Below are 18,215 nucleotides of genomic sequence, written 5' to 3' on the forward strand. Positions count from 1 at the left end.
CTCAGTTCTCCTCAATATCGGTCGGCAGTGGACGCGGCAAGTCATCGCCACTTGAACCATCGAGCCAGTCGACTTTGGACATTTTGCGCACCACGACGAATTCATCGCGGTTGCAACCGACCGTGCCGTAATAGTTGAAACCGTAGGCTTGCTGGGCATAGCCGCCGATCATGTGGGTCGGTTTGAGCACCACTCGGGTGACCGAGTTGTGGTGCCCGCCACGGGTCTTGGTGGTTTCCGAACCGGGCACGTTCACGATCCGTTCCTGGGCGTGGTACATCATCACCATGCCGTCCTTGACCCGTTGGCTGACCACCGCACGGGCAGTCAGTGCACCGTTGATGTTGAAGCACTCGATCCAGTCGTTGTCCTCGATGCCTGCGCTTTTCGCGTCGTTCTCCGAGAGCCAGACAATCGGCCCGCCACGGCTGAGGGTCAGCATCAGCAGGTTGTCGCTGTAGGTGCTGTGGATGCCCCACTTCTGGTGCGGGGTGATCCAGTTCAGGACGATTTCCTTGTGGCCGTTACTGCGCTTGCCTTTCACCCCTTCAATGGTGCGGGTGTTAACCGGCGGCCGATAACTCATCAGTTGTTCGCCGAACGCCTGCATCCACGGGTGATCCTGGTAGAACTGCTGGCGACCGGTGATGGTGCGCCATGGGATCCCTTCGTGAACGTTGGTGTAGCCGGCGTTGTAGCTGACGTGATCGTCTTCGAGACCCGACCAGGTGGGGCTGGAAATGATTTTGCGCGGCTGTGCCTGAATGTCGCGGAACCGGATGGCCTCGTGGGCCTTGGACAGCGCCAGGTGGCTGTGATCGATGCCAGTGAATTCCGACAGTGCAGCCCAGGCCTTGACCGCCACCTGGCCGTTGGTTTCCGGCGCCAGGGACAGAATCACTTCAGCTGCGTCGATGGCCGTGTCGATTTTCGGCCGACCCTGGCTGATACCGGCATCGCCTTCTTTGTGATTGAGTTCACCGAGGAATTTCACTTCGTCTTCGGTGTTCCAGTTGATGCCCTTGCCGCCGTTGCCGTGTTTCTCCAGCAATGGCCCGAGGGACGAGAACTGTTTGTAGATGTTCGGGTAGTCACGCTCGACCACATGCAGATTCGGCGCGTTTTTGCCTGGCTCCGGTGCCACGCCGGCGCTTTTCCAGTCGGTGCCGCCAAACGGTTGGGCCAATTCGCCGACGCTGTCGTGCATCAGCGGGATGGTCACCAGGTCCTTCTCAACACCCAGGTGCCCTTCGGACATACTGGAAAACGCCTTGGCGATGCCTTTGTAGATTTCCCAGTCGGAACGCGATTCCCACGCCGGGTCGATGGCAGCCGACAACGGGTGAATGAACGGGTGCATGTCCGAGGTGTTCATGTCGTCTTTTTCGTACCAGGTTGCGGTCGGCAACACGATGTCGGAATAGACGCAGGTCGAGGACATGCGGAAGTCCAGCGTAGTGACCAGATCGAGCTTGCCGATGGCGCCCTCGTCCACCCATTCGGCTTCTTCGGGTTTGCAGTCGCCGACCTGGCCGATGTCTTCGTTCATCACACCGTTTTTGGTGCCCAGCAGGTACTTGAGCATGTACTCGTGGCCCTTGCCCGAGGAGCCCAGCAGGTTGGAACGCCAGATGAACATGTTGCGCGGGAAGTTGACCGGGCTGTCCGGCTGTTCGCAGGAAAAACGCAGCGAACCGTCCTGCAACGACTTGACCACGTAGTCTTTCGGGTCCATGCCGGCCGCAGCCGCGTCGCGACAAATGTGCAAAGGGTTAGTGTTGAGTTGCGGTGCGCTGGGCAACCAGCCGGCGCGTTCGGCGCGGATGTTGTAGTCCAGCGCATGCTCGGGGAATTGTGATTTATCGGCCAATGGCGAGAGCACGTCGTGCATGCTCATTTTCTCGTGACGCCACTGCGAACTGTGGGCGTAGAAGAAGCTGGTGCCGTTCATTTGGCGAGGCGGACGGTTCCAGTCCAGGCCGAACGCCAATGGCAGCCAGCCGCATTGCGGACGGAGTTTTTCCTGGCCAACGTAGTGCGCCCAACCGCCACCGGTCTGGCCGACACACCCGCAGAGCATGAGCATGTTGATCAGCCCGCGGTAGTTCATGTCCATGTGGTACCAGTGGTTCATCGCCGCGCCGACGATGATCATCGAGCGACCCTTGGTCTTGTCGGCGTTGTCGGCGAACTCACGGGCAATCTGAATGGCTTTCTCACGGCTGACGCCGGTGATCTGCTCCTGCCACGCCGGGGTGCCAGGCACCGAGGCGTCGTCGTAATCCTTGGCGACGTTTTCGCCACCGAGGCCGCGATCGATCGCCAGGTTGGCGGCCGACAGGTCGAACACGGTGGCCACTTTGGCCACGCTTCCGTCCGCCAGCACCACGTTATGCACCGGCACGCGACGGTATTGCACAGCATCGCCGGCCACGTGCTGGAAGTGCTCGTGGGACTCGCCGGCAAAATACGGGAACGCCACTTCGGCGACGTCATCGCCAATCAGACTCAGTTTCAGATCGATCTCACGGCCTTCGCCGCCTTCACGAGGCAGGATGTTCCACTTGCCCTTCTCGCCCCAGCGATAACCGATGGAGCCCTGAGGGGACACCAGTTCGCCGCTGACATCCAGGGCGATGGTTTTCCATTCCGGGTTGTTTTCCTGGCCAAGGTTGTCGGTCAGGTCGCTGGCGCGCAGGAAGCGGTCCGGCTGGTAACCGGCGCCCGGTGCCTTGTCGACCATTTGCTTGAGCAGCACCAGCACCGGCAAATCGGTAAAGCGCTTGGCGTAGTCGGTGAAATAGGCGCTCGGTTTGTCCAGGTGAAATTCTTTGAAGATCACATGGTTGAACGCCTGGGCCAGCGCCGCATCGGTGCCTTGTTTAGGGTTCAGCCACAGGTCGGTGAGCTTGGCGACTTCCGAGTAATCCGGGGTGATCGCCACAGTCTTGGTGCCCTTGTAACGGACTTCGGTAAAGAAGTGCGCGTCGGGGGTACGGGTCTGCGGGACGTTGGAGCCCCAGGCAATGATGTAGTTGGAGTTGTACCAGTCGGCCGATTCCGGCACGTCGGTCTGCTCGCCCCAGACCATCGGCGAGGCCGGTGGCAAGTCGCAGTACCAGTCATAAAAGCTCAGGCAGGCGCCGCCGATCAGCGACAGGTAACGCGACCCTGCGGCGTAGCTGACCATCGACATGGCCGGGATCGGCGAGAAGCCGACGATCCGGTCAGGGCCGTATTGCTTGATCGTATAGACGTTGGACGCAGCGATGATCTCGTTGACTTCCTCCCAGTTGGAGCGAATGAAGCCACCCATGCCGCGTTTGCTTTTATAGGAGTCGGCCTTGACCTTGTCCTCGACAATACTGGCCCAGGCTTCCACCGGCGCCATGGTTTGCCGCGCATCGCGCCAAAGCTTGAGCAACGGCTTGCGAATTTTCGGGTACTTGAGCCGGTTGGCGCTGTAGATGTACCAGCTGTAACTGGCACCACGCGGGCAGCCACGGGGCTCATGGTTCGGCAGATCGTTGCGGGTACGCGGGTAATCGGTCTGCTGGGTTTCCCAGGTGATCAGGCCGTTCTTGACGTAGATCTTCCACGAGCAGGAGCCGGTGCAGTTCACCCCGTGGGTGGAGCGCACGATCTTGTCGTACTGCCAGCGTGAACGGTAAACGTTCTCCCAGTCGCGAGACTCTTTGCGGGTCTCGCCATGACCGTCGGAAAACTCGTTTTGCTTGCGATTGAAAAACCGCAATTGATCCAGTAAATGACTCACGGTGTAGTCCTCTCAGGCTTTGTCGCGGAGTCTGTGCCCCGCCCACGCAATGGTTAGATTCGGTTCGACTCAGCAGGGTGTCGCGGCGCCTTTGCGCGCGTACCACCACCAGGTCACGACGATGCAGCTCAGGTAAAAGCCGACGAACATGTAGAAGGCCATCTCCGGGCCGCCGGTCTGGGCCATCGAAGTGCCGAAGGATTTGGGAATGAAGAACGCACCGAAGGCGCCCATGGCCGAACTGAAGCCCAGGACCGCGGCTGACTCTTTACCGGCATTTTTCAGCGCTTGTTCGCGCACGGCGGGTGGTTTTCCGGCCGAGGCTTTTTCATGCTGGGTGCGGAAGATCACCGGGATCATGCGGAAGGTGGAGCCGTTGCCGATGCCAGTGGTAATGAACAGCAGCATGAACATGCCGAGGAAGCCGTAGAAGTTGCCGCCTGTGCCGTTTTGCGGCAGGAAGTGCAACACGCCAAAGACCATCACGATCATCAGCACGAAGTTCCACAAGGTCACTTTCGCGCCGCCAAGCTTGTCCGCCAGCCAGCCGCCCAATGGGCGTACCAGCGCACCGACCAACGGGCCGAGGAAGGCGAATTTCAAAGCGATGACATCAGGGAACGAGGTTTTGATCAGCAGCGGAAACGCGGCGGAGAAACCGATGAACGAACCGAAGGTCGCCAGGTACAACCAGCACATCAGCCAGTTGTGTTTGCGTTTGAAGATCACCGCCTGCTCGCTGAAAGAAGCGCGGGCACTGGACAAATCATTCATGCCGAACCAGGCCAGCACCGTCACCAGGACAATAAACGGCACCCAGATGAAACCGGCGTTCTGCAACCACAACTGACCGCCGTTCGGCAGGGCTTGAGGCTTACCGCCCATGAAACCGAACACGCCAAAGGTAATCACCAGCGGCACACAGAACTGCATCACCGAGACGCCCAGGTTACCCAGCCCGGCGTTGAGGCCAAGGGCCGTGCCCTGCTGCGACTTGGGATAGAAGAAACTGATGTTGGACATGCTCGACGCGAAGTTGCCGCCGCCAAAACCGCAGAGCAAGGCAATCAACACGAACACGCTGTAGGAGGTACTCGGGTCCTGCACGGCGAAGCCCATCCAGATAGAGGGCAACAACAGTGACGCGGTGCTCAGGGCGGTCCAGCGACGGCCACCGAAGATCGGCACCATAAAGGAATAGAAGACGCGCAAAGTCGCCCCGGACAGCCCCGGCAACGCCGCCAGCCAGAACAGCTGGTCGGTGGTGAAGGTGAAACCGATGGCGTTCAAGCGCACGATCACCGTGCTCCAGACCATCCACACCGCAAAGGCCAGCAGCAGCGCAGGAATGGAAATCCACAAGTTGCGCGTGGCGGTCTGTTTGCCGCTACGTCCCCAGAACGCTGGGTCCTCGGGGCGCCAGTCATGAATGACCGGGCCTTTGTCAGGCTTTTGCAGAACGGACATGTTCTTCTCCTAGGGCAATGCTGGAAATCGGGGACGGGGTCAGCAGCGGCGTTTTACCCAGCACCGCGCTTTTGCGTATTTCGCTGAAGTACATCCAGGTGAGGGAGACCCAGACCACGCCGTACATCAACATGAAGCAGGAAGAGCGCACGCCGGTGAGGTCCACCAGGGCGCCGAACAGGATTGGCAGCACGAACCCGCCCAGGCCACCGGCGAGGCCGACGATGCCGGACACCGCGCCCATGTTTTTCGGGTAGTCGTTGGCGATGTACTTGAAGACCGAGGCCTTGCCGAACGCGAAGGCGATGCCCATGACGAACAGCAGCACGGTGAACAGCGCGGGATTGAGGCCGATGTGGAAATCCACCGGGCCGTTGATCGTTTGCACTTGCAGTTGGGTTTGCGGATACGAGAGCAGGAACAGGCAGATCCAGCTGACCCACAACACCCACCAGGTCACGCTTTGCGCACCCCAGCGATCCGACATCCAGCCGCCGACCGCGCGCAGCACGCCGCCAGGCAGGGAGAAACAGGCCGCCAGCAACGCCGCGCTTTGCAGGCTGAAACCGTATTCCTGCACGTAGTACTTGGTCATCCACAGCGCGAGGGCGACATAACCACCGAAGACGATCGAGTAGTACTGGCAATAGCGCCACACCGCCGGGTCCTTCAGCGAGCTCAGTTGCTCACGCAAGGTGGCGCCGGTAGCACTGCGGTGGTCCTTGTTTTCGGCGCTGAGGAACCAGAACAACAACGCAGTAATAAAGAGGATCGCGCTGAAGACTTTCGGCACCAGCTGCCAGCTGCCAGCAGCGATCAGCGCCGGGGCGAGAAACTTGGTCACCGCAGCTCCGGCGTTACCGGCGCCGAAGATGCCCATCGCGAAGCCCTGGTTCTCTTTGTCGAACCATTTGGCGACGTAGGCGATCCCGACCGAGAACGAGCCGCCGGCCAGGCCGACGAACAAGCCCAGCACCAGGAACTGCCAGTAGGCGGTGGCGTGACTGATCAGGTACAGCGGCGTCACGCAGGCCAGCATCAGCAGGAAGAACACACTGCGCCCGCCAAAGCGGTCGGTCAGCAGGCCCAGTGGCAACCGCACCAGCGAGCCGGTCAGGACCGGGGTCGCGGCCAGCAGGCCGAACTGAGTTTCGTTGAGCTGGAGGAGGTCCTTGATCGGTACACCGAGCACGGCAAACATCATCCAGACCATGAAACACATAGTGAAGGCCAGCGTGCTCATGCCCAGCACCAAGCCTTGTCGTACACGCGGTTGGTTCACAAATGCTCTCCAATCAATTAGCCATGGCGGCAGACTAGAGAGGCGAACCCCGCAAAAACTTGATCCATGTCAACGAAGCCCTAGGGGGCATAGGCCTATGCTTGTGCGGTCTACCTCTAAGGAGGTAGTACAGGAAAACCCTAAAACCGTTTGTTTATCAGCGTCTTAAGGTTTTCTGCCAAGGTTTTTGCTGACAAGGATCAGTCGACAACTCTTTAGAGGTAGCGCGCCCGGGATCGGCGACAAAACCCCTTCCTGGAGCTCCACGTGCTCTGTTTTCCTGATTTTTTCCGGGACCTGCGCTGATGATTCGCTGGTTGCGCAGCTCCCTGCCCGCTCGCGCCGGGCTAGCCGTGATCCTGATCGCCGTGCTCGCTCTCGCCAGTTCGTTGAGCGCCGGACTGATCGCCTGGTTCAGCCAGGGCGATGCGGCCGCCATCAACACCGCAGGCTCGGTGCGCATGGAGACTTACCACCTGAGCTGGAAACTGGCCGCGGGGGCAACCGACGAAGAAATCGCCGCCATCACCGACAGCCTGCAAACCCGACTCACCAGCCAGTCACTCAAGGCGGTGCTGGAGGATGGCCCAAGCGCCGCCCTGCAAATCAGCTACGGGCAAATCCAGCAGCAATGGGACGAGGATTTGCACCCGGCACTGGAGCGCGGCGATGCCGCCTACTTTCAGGTCCAGGCCCTGCCCTTCGTTGAACAACTGAACCAGTTCGTCAACCTGTTGCAGCGCCAAAGCGAACAGAAGCAAGGCTGGCAACAGGTGATCCAGGGCCTGGCCTTGTTCACCACCCTGTTCGTCCTGCTGATTGGCCTCTACGAATTGCAGTACGGGGTCGTCATGCCCTTGAAAGAGTTGGTGGACGCGACCCAGCGCTTTCGTCGCGGCGATTTCAAGGTGCGGGTCAATCATCAGTCCCAGGACGAACTGGGCCAGTTGGCCACGAGCTTCAACGCCATGGCCGAGACGATCGAAGACTCGCATCGCACCCTTGAGAGTCAGGTCCAGCAAAAAACCCTGAACCTGCAACAAGCTAATGCCGCCCTCGAGTTGCTGTACCAAAGCAGTCGAAGCCTGGCCACACGCCTGGCCAATGCCGAAGGGCTGGATGAGTTGATCCGACGCTTCCAGCAACGCTTGCCCGGCTTGCGTCTGTCGCTGTGCCTGCAAGGACAAATGCAGGCACCGGCCCAGCAGTTGCTCGCCCTCCACGGCGCGAACATCCGGGAAGTCTGCGCCAGCAGTGATTGCGCCACGTGTCAGAAGCACCATAAAGCCAGCCCGCAAACGTTCAGCATCAGCAATCAGGGCAGTGAACTGGGTGAACTCAAGGCGCACTTTGTCGACGGGCACCCGACGCAAGCCTGGGAAACCCAATTGATCCAGGCCCTGGCCAATCTGATCGGCACCTCGCTGTCGCTCAAACGCCAACGGGAACAGGATCATCGCCTGCTGCTGCTCGACGAGCGCACGATCATTGCCCGCGAACTGCACGACTCACTGGCCCAGGCCCTGTCCTACATGAAGCTGCAAGTCAGCCGCCTGCAAACCCTGATGCGCCGTGGCGAACCGATCGAAACCCTGGAAAACGTCACCGCCGAACTGCGCGAAGGGCTGAACAATGCCTACCGTCAGTTACGCGAGTTGCTGACCACTTTTCGCCTGCAGATTCACGATGCGGGACTGGTGCAGGAGCTCAAGGACACCGCCGAGGAGTTTTCCAGGCGCGGGGAATTCCAGGTACACCTGCACGTCGACGCGCTGGCCTTTCAGTTATCGGCCAGCGAGCAAATCCACATCTTGCAGATCACCCGCGAAGCGCTCTCCAACTGCCTACGCCACGCCCACGCGCAAAACGCCTGGCTGCAACTGCGTCAGGACGGTGAAACCGTGAGGCTCGTCGTCGAAGACGACGGGCGTGGCTTCAGCGGCGACGTCGACCAGCGCGAACACCACGGCCTGAAAATCATGGATGAGCGGGCCCGCAGCTTGCGCGGTCAACTCAAAATAATGTCCAGGGAGCCGCAAGGCACCCTCGTCCAACTGGAATTCCAACCGGAGTTTCTCGGGCAGCAAACAGAAGGTAGCGCCACATGAACCCGTCCCTGCAACACACCATCCTGCTGGTCGACGACCACCCGATGATGCGTCACGGCATCCGCCAGATGCTCGAACTCGAAGATGATTTCCTGATCGTCGGTGAAGCCAACAACGGCGAAGAAGCACTCAGTCTGATCGAGCCGCTGCAACCGGATCTGGTGTTGCTCGATAACAACATGCCGCTGATGAATGGCATTGAAACCCTGCGCCAATTACGGGCGATGCACTACACCGGCAAGGTGCTGCTGTTTACGGTCTCGGATGCCGAAGACGATATTCGCGACGCATTGCGTCTGGATGCCGACGGCTACCTGCTCAAGGACATGGAACCCGAACTGTTGATTCAGTACATTCGCAATGCCTTGAACGGCGAATTGGTGATCAGTCCGGGTCTGACCCAAGTCATGGCCCAGGCACTGCGTTCACCACAGCGCCAGACCGTGGTGGAACTGACCGAGCGTGAACGTCAGGTGCTGAAAACCATCGCCAGCGGCTTCAGCAACAAAGTTATCGGGCACAAGCTGGGCATCACCGAAGGCACGGTCAAGGTTCACGTGAAAAACCTGCTGCACAAACTCGGTTTGCGCTCTCGGGTTGAGGCGGCGGTGTGGGCCATGGAGCACTTGCGCAATGCGGGCTGAGGAGCATGCCTCTTTAGAGGTAGGCCGGCAGAGGCATAGGTCATCCGGCTCGCGCTCTCTACTATGAGCGTCAGCGGAGGTACGCCATGCTGACCCACCCTTCCATCGTTTTAACGTTGCGTCGTCACCATCTGTTCAGCCAACTGCCGGAGAAAATCTTCGAGGAAGTCTGCGGCCTGGCGATGCTCAAGCGCCTGAGCTGTCACAGCACGCTCATGCACCAAGGGGATCCGGCCAAGCGCTTTTTCCTGCTGGTCAGCGGCCAGATCAAGTTGTACCGGCTTACCGGCGAAGGTCAGGAAAACCTGGTGGAGATCATTCAGCCCGGCCAGACCTTTGCCGAAGCGTTGCTGTTCAGCCAGGCCCGTCTCTACCCGGTGAGCGCCACGGCGCTGAAGGACAGCGTGCTGGTGAGTATCGAAGGCAGCCATTACCGCAACGCCCTGGAAGACCAGCCGAAAGTCTGCCTGGCGATCCTGGCGAGCATGAGTGTGCACTTGCACCTGCGTCTGCGGGACATCGACACCTTGACCATGGCCAGCGCGAGCCGGCGGGTGATCAATTTTCTGCTCCAGGAGCGCAACCCGGTCAGCGGTTTGATTGTCTTGCAGGTGTCCAAACGCCTGGTCGCCTCGAAGCTGGGTATTCAGCCGGAAACCTTTTCGCGGATCTTGCACCGCCTGGTGGACAGCGGTCTGATCGCGATGGAACGACGCAACATCAGCATCCTCGCCGAAGAGGATCTCGCGGCCTTCCAATAGACGGAATTGACCGCAGTCAATGCGCAATGCCACCGGCCTTGCACACTGAAGAAGTCCACCCATGGAGAGCGCTCATGTCCCGTTCAACCTTGCCCCTGATTTACTCCTGCTCAGGCTGCTCCAACGTCGCCCAACTGGCCAATACCCTGGCCGTGCGGCTTGATCGCAGCGGCCTGGCGGAAATGTCCTGCATCGTCGGGGTCGGCGGGCATGTGGCGGCGTTGGTCAACAAGGCACGCTCGGGACGGCGGATTTTTGCGCTGGACGGTTGCCCGCTGCAATGCGTTGAAAACTGCTTGAAGCAGCATGGTCTGCACGCGGATGTGCATTTGATTCTTAGCCATTACGGGTTGCGTAAGCGCTATGGCGAGGACTGCACGCAGGCAGAGAGTGATGAGTTGTTTGAAGAGATCAGGCAACGAATTGCGAGTGATGCTCGGCAGCATGAAAACCGCCAGGAAACGATGGCCTGAAGAACAACAAAAACCCTGTGGGAGCGGGCCCGCGATAGCAGTGGAATAGCCGACATCAATGTTGAATGTACAACCGCCATCGCGGGCAAGCCCGCTCCCACAGGGTTATGCGTTGGGCACAAATATTGCGGACACACTCATCAAAATGTGGGAGCGAGGCGGCTCGCTCCCACATCTATGGTCATCCCGCCGCCAACCCCTTCCCCGCCCGCTCCAGATTGCGCCACAACCACACCGGCAATACATCAGGATCAAGACTGTCGATCAGGTTCTTCAACGCCAACCCCAACTCCGTATCACCCTCGATCACCAAACGCCGGCGAAAGAACAACGTGTCCGGATCTTCCTGACGACTCGCCAGCAATAAAAACTCTCGCCAGTTACCGCTGATAGTCACATGCGCCGTGGCGTGTTCAGCAATTCGCAACCCTTGACGGGTCAGCGTCAAGAACCAGGTCAACCCCAGGTCCGGGATCCGCAGGCACAACCAACGCCCGCGCAACACTTCAAATTCACCATCGCGCAAAGGCTCGGCGAGGCAGCGATTGAGCGCCTGCTGCAACGCCAGGCGCTGCACCGCAAAGGGCACTCGACGCACCAGCGGCAGTAACCGGTCGGCGCCTTTCAGCAGCCACTTTTTTCGGTTCAACACAGGCCGACCTCCTCGACGCGCAACAAGCCGGCCTGGCCATGCCAGTAGCCATTACAACCGTCGACGAACAGCGGCGGTGTCTCGCCCAGACGAACCCGTTGATAGGCGCCAATGACCTCGGCCATGCCCTGAGCGCGAGGGCTCAGACGCAACACATCGGCCCCACAGGCCACCAACCCGGCGTAGTCCGCCAGCAGATTGGTCACCTCGGCCGACATCGTTTGTATTCCGTTAATGGTAAACAGCGCCTGCCCCTCCTGACTGGTAAGAGGCAGGCCGTCGGGGTAGTTGAGGCAGCAAAACCGGCAATCGTCCTTGGGCAGGTTTTCCGCTCGGGCCGTGAAGCAGCGTGCGGAATAAGCCAAGGGCAAATGCCCATAGGCAAAGATCTCGACTTCCGGCACCTCACGGCCAAGTTCGCGCACCTGATCAAGCACATCGCCAATCAACGCCGCCGAGCATTCCACCGGCGGCACCCAACGGGTCATCCCGCAGTCCAGCAGTTGCGCCAGCGTATGACCGTTGTACACATTCAGCGCCGGGCCACCCACGAACGGCAACTTGCGCTCGGCCAAAAACTGCACCGCGCCCATGTCGTTGGCCTCCACCAGCAATTGGCCGTTGTCGCAGAGCCGCCGCAGGCTGGAGAGCTCGGACGCCGCTTCGATCAGCGTCAGGCTGGAGATCACCAACTGTGCCTGGCTGCATTCCTGCAACTCGCGCCCCAGCCCCAGCCATTGATCCAGTGAAAAGGCCCGGCGTTTCGAGCACACGGTTTCCCCCAGATAAATCACATCCAGGGGTAAAGCCGACATCTCGGCGTAAAAATTGCTGAGTTGCTCTTTGTCCCAATAAAACAGGACCGGTCCCAGGCTGAGCTTCATGTCGCCTCCCTCATTGCCATGATCGATGGTAAGCACCCAGGGTGGTCTGGCTGCCTTCGGACAAACCGGCCAGCACCCGGCGCCATTCCTCCTTGACCCGAAAACTGCCCGGCGAGCCACGATGGGCATCCAGTGCGGCGCGCCAGACGCGGGTGACTTGTTCGACATAGGCCGGGCTGCGTTGCCGGCCCTCGATTTTGACCGCCTCAACGCCAATGGCCGTCAATTCCGGCAGCAAATCCAGGGTGTCGAGGCTGGTGGGTTCTTCCAGCGCATGAAAGCGTTTGCCGCCGACCAGGAAACGGCCTTTGCACAGGGTTGGGTAACCGGCGGGCTCATCAGGGGTGTAACGGTCGATCAGCACTTCACTGAGCCGTGCACTCAAGCCGTCGGCGTCGTCGCTCCAGCGCACTGCTTTGGCTGGAGAACAGACGCCGCACAGGTTCGGCGACTCGCCGGTGATGTAGGACGACAGATGGCAACGCCCTTCGGCCATGATGCACAAGCTGCCGAAGCCAAAGACTTCGATGGGCACCGGGCTGCTCGCGGCGACCTGACGCACTTGCGCCAACGACAACACCCGCGGCAGCACCGCGCGACGAATCCCGTAGCGTTGCGCATAAAACTCCAGGGCCGCAGCGTGGGTTGCCGAACCCTGGACCGACAGATGCAACGCCAATTGCGGATGGCGCTGGCTGGCGTAGTTGAGCACCCCGGGGTCGGCGGCAATCAACGCATCCACGCCGTAATCGGCGGCACGATCGACCGCCCGCTGCCAGCGTTCCCAGCCCTTGGGTTGCGGGTACGTGTTGACCGCGACGTAGAGTTTGCGTTGATGCTGGCGGATGTGAGCGACCGCCGCGTCGAACTGTTTGTCGTCCATGTTCAGCCCCGCGAAATGCCGGGCATTGGTGTCATCGCGAAAACCGACATAGACGGCATCGGCGCCTTCGCGCACCGCCGCTTTCAGCGCAGGCAGGTTCCCTGCCGGGCAGACCAGTTGCATGGGTAATCCTCATGGAAAAACGCGCTGCCAGTCTAGCGAGACCGGCAGGCAGAGCCTTGACGGCAATCAATTGCCATCAATGCATCAGGTCGGCGAAGGACAGGAACATCACGTTGTCGTGCTTGAGCACTTGCTGCTCGCACTCGATCACCGCCAGCCCGTCGGCCCAACACGCGGCCGTCAACATCGCCGAGCTTTGCTGAGGGTGCAGCTCCACACTGAGCTGGCCGTCAGCACCCGGCGTCAACCGTGCCCGCAGGTACTGCCGACGTTTGTTGCGCTGCAACCAGTCAAACCCGGCGGGCACGGCCAATGGCACCGGCAACACGTCTTGCACGCCCTGGGCCCTGAGGAGGAACGGACGCACCACCACCAACGCGGTAATCAGCGCTGCCGAAGGATTGCCCGGCATGCCGATCCAGGGTTTGCCGGCCACTTCGCCAAAGGCCAGCGGTTTACCCGGCTGAATCGCCAGCCGCCAGAAGTCCAGGCTGCCGAGTTCCTCGATGGCCTGTTTGAGGTGATCTTCCTCGCCCACCGAGACGCCACCAGAACTCAACAACAGGTCGCATTCCGAGGACGCCAGGCTCAAGGCATGCCGGCTGGTCGCCAACTCATCGGCCATGACGCCATAGTCATGCACTTCGACGCCCCAACCGCTCAACAACGCCGCGAGGCAGTAACGATTGCTGTTGTAAATCTGCCCGGGCGCCAATGGATCGCCCGGCTCACGCAGTTCATTGCCGCTGCTGAGCAAGCACACCTGCAACGGTCGATAGACCTCGACCCGCGCAATGCCAGCGCCGGCCAGCAACCCCACTTCTTGCGCACGCAGGCGTTTGCCGGTCTGGAGCAACAGGTCTCCCCGGCGAACCTCCTCGCCTTCCTTGCGTACGTGATCGCCCGCGGTTACGGGCGGGAACCAGACGCGCTCGCCATCGATCCGGCAGCGCTCCTGCGGCACCACCGTGTCGGCACCCGGCGGCAATGGCGCGCCGGTAAAGATCTGCACCGCCTGCTGCGCGAGCAAGGGCGAGCACGCCTGATCCCCCGCTGCAATTCGTCCGCCAATCGACAAATAGCCACCGTCCGGTGGCAGGTCTGCGGCCCTGAGGGCATAACCGTCCATGGCACTGTTGTCCCAGGCCGGCAGGTTGACAGGGGAATGAATGTCCGCTGCCAGCACCCGCCCCAAGGCTTGCTCCAGTCCGATCTTTTGCGCCAGGGGAGGCGGCGGTGCCTGATTCAGTAAGCGGCTGATGGCCTCGTCTACCGGCATCAAGCTGCCAAGGTCACACACCCGGCCAGTCATGAGCGTGTCTCGCAGGCGTCGATGACCCGTTGCCCTTGCGGTTTCAAATGCGGGGCGAAATTGCACGGGCCTGTGCGGCTGTCCAATTGTTCGAGCAGGATCTGGTTCCAGGCGGTTCGACACGCGCCCGGCGAACCCGGCACGCAGCACACCAGCACGCCGTTGCTCATCCCGGCCAATGCCCGTGACTGCAAACTGGACATGCCGATTTCCGCCAGGGACACCTGACGGAACAGTTCACCGAAGCCTTCCACGTGTTTGTCCAGCAACGGCAAAACCGCTTGCGGTGTGTTGTCGCGCGCGGTGAAGCCGGTGCCGCCGGTCATCAGTATCACTTGAACCTGAGGGTCGGCGATCCAGTGAGAGACCTTGGCGCGGATCTGATAAATGTCGTCTTTGACCAGACCACGATCGATCAACACATGCCCGGCCGTTTGCAGTAAATCCGTCAGGGTCTGCCCCGAGGTATCGGTGTCAAAGGTGCGCGTATCGCTGATGGTCAGCACGGCAATGTTCAGGGGTTCAAACGTGCGTTGCGCCAGATGGGCCATATCCAAGCCTTCCCGTAAATGAGGGTATGGGACAAAGCCTGAACCGGAATCCGCAGTGAGCCTATTCCTCCAAGGAGGTACCTCGTCAGGGACATAAGAAGATTGTGTAGCGCACACAAAACCTGTGGGAGCGAGCTTGCTCCCACATTGTTCTCCATTGCTACTCGATCTATTCAAGGCGCCAAGCGGTTGCGTTGCCATGCGCCATCGCGCAAACGGTAATCGAGACGGTCATGCAAGCGGTCGGCACGGCCCTGCCAGAATTCCAGACGTTCAGGGTGCAGGCAGTAACCGCCCCAATGCTCGGGCCGCGGAACGGTCTTGCCGGCAAAACGCTGGGTGGTTTGTATCAACAGCGATTCAAGCTCGGCCCGATTGGCCAGCGGCCGGCTTTGCGGTGAAGCCCAGGCGCCCAGGCGACTGTCCTGTGAGCGGGAATCGTAGTACGCATCCGATAGCGTCGGGTCGAGCCTGGAGACCTGGCCTTCGATGCGCACCTGACGCTCCAGCCCCGGCCAGAAAAAGGTCATGGCCGCATGCGGGTTAACGGCCAGTTGCTCGCCTTTGTCACTCTGGTAATTGCCGAAAAAGGTGAAGCCTTCATCGCTAAACCCCTTGAGCAATAGGACGCGACAGTGCGGGCGCCCTTCACTGTCAACCGTCGCCAACACCATGCTGTTGGCTTCGACAGGCGCGCGCTCGGTGTCGCGGGCCAGTTGCAGCCATTGCCGGAACATCGCCATCGGGTCGTCCAGCGCCGACTCGTCTTGCAGGCCAAAAAGGGTGTAGTTGCGGCGCATCTGTGCCAGGGAAAGGGGCATGACGGTGATCTCCAAAAATGTTCTGCCCAGTGTGCGATGTACTGCGCAAGACCACCTTGACCACCATCAACCTTATTTGAGACGCAGACGCCGAGCCAGTTTGTGCAGGTTGCTGGGATCGACTTCCAGAATCCGCGCGGCGCTGGCCCAGTTCTCCCCGGACAGGCTCAAGGCCTGGAGAATCTTTTTGCGCTGGTAATCGTCGACCGCTTCACCCAAGGGCTGGAACGGCTCATCCGCCGTCACGTCCAGGGGACTTTCGACGACCGCGCCCTGCCCGGCCATGGCACTGTCGAGGTCCAGAATCTCGGGCTCCAGCGTCATAATCAGCGTGCGACTGCTGCCGCGACTGAGCTGCTTCAACGCGGCTCGACTGATTACATGCTCCAGCTCGCGCACGTTGCCCGGCCAGCTGTAAGTCAGCAGCACTCGCTCGGCCGCCGGCGACAGACGCAAACCGCGCAGGCCGAGCCGCGTCCGATTGAGTTCAAGGAAATGCCCGGCCAGCATCAACACGTCGTTACCGCGCTCGCGCAGCGGCGGAATCGGCACCGGGTACACCGAGAGCCGGTGATACAGATCGGCCCGAAACAAGCCGTCGCGGATGCTGTCCGGCAGGTGCCGGTTGGTCGCAGCGATGATTCGCACATCGACATGCAACGGTTTGTCGGCGCCGAGGCGCTGGATCTCGCCGTTCTGCAGGGTGCGCAGCAGCTTCGCTTGCACGGCCAATGGCAACTCACCGACTTCGTCGAGAAACAGCGTGCCACCGTTGGCCGCATCGAAACGTCCGGCACGGTCGCTGGTGGCGCCGGAAAATGCGCCTTTGACATGGCCGAACAATTCACTCTCTGCCAGAGACTCCGGCAACGCGGCGCAGTTGACCTGCACCAGCGGCTTATGACTGCGGCGCGACAAACGATGCAAGCGCCTTGCGAACAATTCTTTGCCGACGCCGGTCTCGCCCAGCAGCAATACCGGCAGCTCGGAATCGGCCAGTACGTCCAGTTCATTGAGCAACTGATGCAGCACCTCACTCTGCCCGAGGATTTCGCCCTCATCCGCTGGCCGCCGCACGTCTTGAATATCGCTGCGGGACAAGCGCAGGCTGCGGTTTTCCTGCTCAAGCCGGGTGACTCGCACGGCGGCTTCGATCTGCAAGGTGCAGCGCTTGAGTTCTTCCCGCGCACGGCTGTCGAAGGTCCCGGCGTGCAGCGCGTCAAGGGTGATAGCGCCCCAGATCCGCCCCTCCACATACAGGCTTACGCCCATGCAGTCATGCACTGGCATCGGTTCGCCGGCGTGATTGTCGAGCAAGCCGTCATAGGGGTCCGGCAGGCGACTGTCGGGTTCGAACCAGGTGGGTTCGCGCGACGCCATGATCGCCGCCAGCCGCGGATGCTGGGCGATGACAAACCGGCGGCCCAACGCTTCATGCACCAGCCCCACCGTCGCGACCGGCCTGAGGCTGTCGTCATCCAGACGCAGCAATCCCACGGCGCCACTGTTGAAGTACTCGCGCAGGGTCTGGACCAGTCGTTGCAACCGCACAGCATTGGGCAACTCGACAATCAGGTCGGCCGCCAGGCTTTCACGCAGCATGGTAGTTATTACCCTCTATGGTTGGATTCACCCTAATGCGTCCGGGTGCCTATCACCACAACTAAAAAATAAGTGATATTTTTCAACACGTTAAATATGGCATGCCGGGTGCAATGAATTTGGGGAACCGTTGAAATCCAAACAAGGAACCCCTGATGAGCCTGACCCTACTGGAACAAAGCCTCGGCCAACTGGCTTGCGACATTCCCGGCGCCACGCGGATTTTCCACACCTTCAAACTGGACTTCTGTTGTGGCGGGCATAAAAGCCTGCGCGAAGCAGCCGCTGGCAAAGACCTCGATCCGGCCCTGATCGCCGATGCGCTGCACCGACTGCAAGACACCGGCGAAACCCAACACGACTGGCGCAACGAACCGTCGGAACTGTTGATCGCCCATCTTCTGGCCCGCTACCACGCCCGCCATCGCGAGCAACTGCCGGAACTGATTCGCCTGGCCCGTCGCGTCGAGCAGGTCCACGGTGCGCGCAGCAGCTGCCCCAACGGCCTGGCCGATCTGCTGACCGACATGCAACAAGAACTCGAAGGCCACATGCTCAAGGAAGAACAAGTGCTCTTCCCGATGCTGCAACAGGGCATCGGCCCTCAAGCTGCCCCGCCGATCCAGGTGCTGCGCTTTGAACATGATCAACATGGCGAAGCATTGGAGAGGTTGCTCGCGCTGACCAACAACATCACCCCGCCGGCCGATGCCTGTAACACTTGGCGCGCCCTTTATCGTGGGCTGCTGGAGTTTCGTGATGACCTGATGCAACACATCCATCTGGAAAACAACGTGTTGTTTGTCAACGCCCTTAAACCTCGCCATTGATCGATTGCCGCTCACACCCAACCCGCGCCAGCCCATCGGTTGACGCG

15 protein-coding genes are annotated in these 18,215 nt (G+C 60.5%); 5 read left to right on the top strand and 10 right to left on the bottom strand.

The window, feature by feature from the left end; translation table 11 throughout:
- Position 1: 1 nt before the first annotated feature.
- The 3 genes from K5K95_RS25880 to K5K95_RS25890 all read right to left on the bottom strand — a co-directional run bounded on the left by K5K95_RS25880 (position 2) and on the right by K5K95_RS25890 (position 6,524).
- Positions 2-3,775 (bottom strand): nitrate reductase subunit alpha, encoded by a 3,774-nt coding sequence (locus K5K95_RS25880; RefSeq protein WP_222586726.1) that lies wholly within the window; start codon positions 3,773-3,775, stop codon positions 2-4.
- Between the two features lie 69 nt (positions 3,776-3,844).
- The gene (locus tag K5K95_RS25885) at positions 3,845-5,242 is read right to left on the bottom strand and encodes a NarK family nitrate/nitrite MFS transporter (protein WP_222586727.1); all 1,398 of its coding nucleotides are present in this window, start codon (positions 5,240-5,242) and stop codon (positions 3,845-3,847) included.
- Positions 5,220-6,524: an MFS transporter gene (locus K5K95_RS25890; RefSeq protein WP_222586728.1), complete on the bottom strand. Its 1,305-nt coding sequence runs from the start codon at positions 6,522-6,524 to the stop codon at positions 5,220-5,222. Before K5K95_RS25890 ends, K5K95_RS25885 begins: the two co-directional genes overlap by 23 nt.
- A gap of 305 nt (positions 6,525-6,829) precedes the next feature.
- Here K5K95_RS25890 and K5K95_RS25895 point away from each other — a divergent pair, with 305 nt between their 5' ends.
- From K5K95_RS25895 to K5K95_RS25910, 4 genes are all read left to right on the top strand, one after another.
- Positions 6,830-8,632 carry a HAMP domain-containing protein gene (locus tag K5K95_RS25895; RefSeq protein ID WP_222586729.1) on the top strand — a complete coding sequence of 601 codons (1,803 nt, stop codon included), beginning with the start codon at positions 6,830-6,832 and terminating at the stop codon, positions 8,630-8,632.
- Positions 8,629-9,276 carry a two-component system response regulator NarL gene (gene narL / locus K5K95_RS25900; RefSeq protein ID WP_046047384.1) on the top strand — a complete coding sequence of 216 codons (648 nt, stop codon included), beginning with the start codon at positions 8,629-8,631 and terminating at the stop codon, positions 9,274-9,276. Before K5K95_RS25895 ends, narL begins: the two co-directional genes overlap by 4 nt.
- Positions 9,277-9,362: 86 nt before the next feature.
- Positions 9,363-10,037 carry a Crp/Fnr family transcriptional regulator gene (locus tag K5K95_RS25905; protein WP_222586730.1) on the top strand — a complete coding sequence of 225 codons (675 nt, stop codon included), beginning with the start codon at positions 9,363-9,365 and terminating at the stop codon, positions 10,035-10,037.
- Positions 10,038-10,111: 74 nt separating this feature from the next.
- The gene (locus tag K5K95_RS25910) at positions 10,112-10,510 is read left to right on the top strand and encodes a putative zinc-binding protein (protein WP_222586731.1); all 399 of its coding nucleotides are present in this window, start codon (positions 10,112-10,114) and stop codon (positions 10,508-10,510) included.
- A gap of 181 nt (positions 10,511-10,691) precedes the next feature.
- On the opposite strand, the gene K5K95_RS25915 is transcribed toward K5K95_RS25910, so the two are convergent.
- The 7 genes from K5K95_RS25915 to norR form a co-directional block, all read right to left on the bottom strand.
- Positions 10,692-11,162: an SCP2 domain-containing protein gene (locus K5K95_RS25915; protein WP_222586732.1), complete on the bottom strand. Its 471-nt coding sequence runs from the start codon at positions 11,160-11,162 to the stop codon at positions 10,692-10,694.
- Positions 11,156-12,046, bottom strand: a complete 891-nt coding sequence (locus K5K95_RS25920) for a U32 family peptidase (protein WP_222586733.1) — start codon at positions 12,044-12,046, stop codon at positions 11,156-11,158. The genes K5K95_RS25915 and K5K95_RS25920 overlap by 7 nt, the downstream gene beginning before the upstream one ends.
- Before the next feature lie 10 nt (positions 12,047-12,056).
- A complete protein-coding gene (locus K5K95_RS25925) occupies positions 12,057-13,052 on the bottom strand; it encodes a peptidase U32 family protein (RefSeq protein ID WP_149629724.1) in 996 nt (331 codons plus the stop codon).
- A gap of 76 nt (positions 13,053-13,128) precedes the next feature.
- On the bottom strand, positions 13,129-14,364 hold the full coding sequence (glp, locus tag K5K95_RS25930; protein WP_222586734.1) for a gephyrin-like molybdotransferase Glp: 1,236 nt from the start codon (positions 14,362-14,364) through the stop codon (positions 13,129-13,131).
- On the bottom strand, positions 14,361-14,915 hold the full coding sequence (gene moaB / locus K5K95_RS25935) for a molybdenum cofactor biosynthesis protein B (RefSeq protein WP_149629722.1): 555 nt from the start codon (positions 14,913-14,915) through the stop codon (positions 14,361-14,363). The genes glp and moaB overlap by 4 nt, the downstream gene beginning before the upstream one ends.
- Positions 14,916-15,088: 173 nt before the next feature.
- Positions 15,089-15,736, bottom strand: coding sequence for a pyridoxamine 5'-phosphate oxidase (gene pdxH, locus K5K95_RS25940; RefSeq protein ID WP_222586735.1), 648 nt, complete (start codon positions 15,734-15,736; stop codon positions 15,089-15,091).
- Positions 15,737-15,808: 72 nt separating this feature from the next.
- A complete protein-coding gene (norR, locus tag K5K95_RS25945; RefSeq protein ID WP_222586736.1) occupies positions 15,809-17,338 on the bottom strand; it encodes a nitric oxide reductase transcriptional regulator NorR in 1,530 nt (509 codons plus the stop codon).
- Positions 17,339-17,493: 155 nt separating this feature from the next.
- Between norR and ytfE the strand changes: the two genes are divergently transcribed.
- Positions 17,494-18,168 carry an iron-sulfur cluster repair protein YtfE gene (ytfE, locus tag K5K95_RS25950; RefSeq protein WP_222586737.1) on the top strand — a complete coding sequence of 225 codons (675 nt, stop codon included), beginning with the start codon at positions 17,494-17,496 and terminating at the stop codon, positions 18,166-18,168.
- The last annotated feature ends 47 nt before the right edge of the window (positions 18,169-18,215 follow it).

The organism is Pseudomonas sp. DR48 (genome assembly GCF_019823085.1).
Taxonomy (GTDB): Bacteria; Pseudomonadota; Gammaproteobacteria; order Pseudomonadales; family Pseudomonadaceae; genus Aquipseudomonas.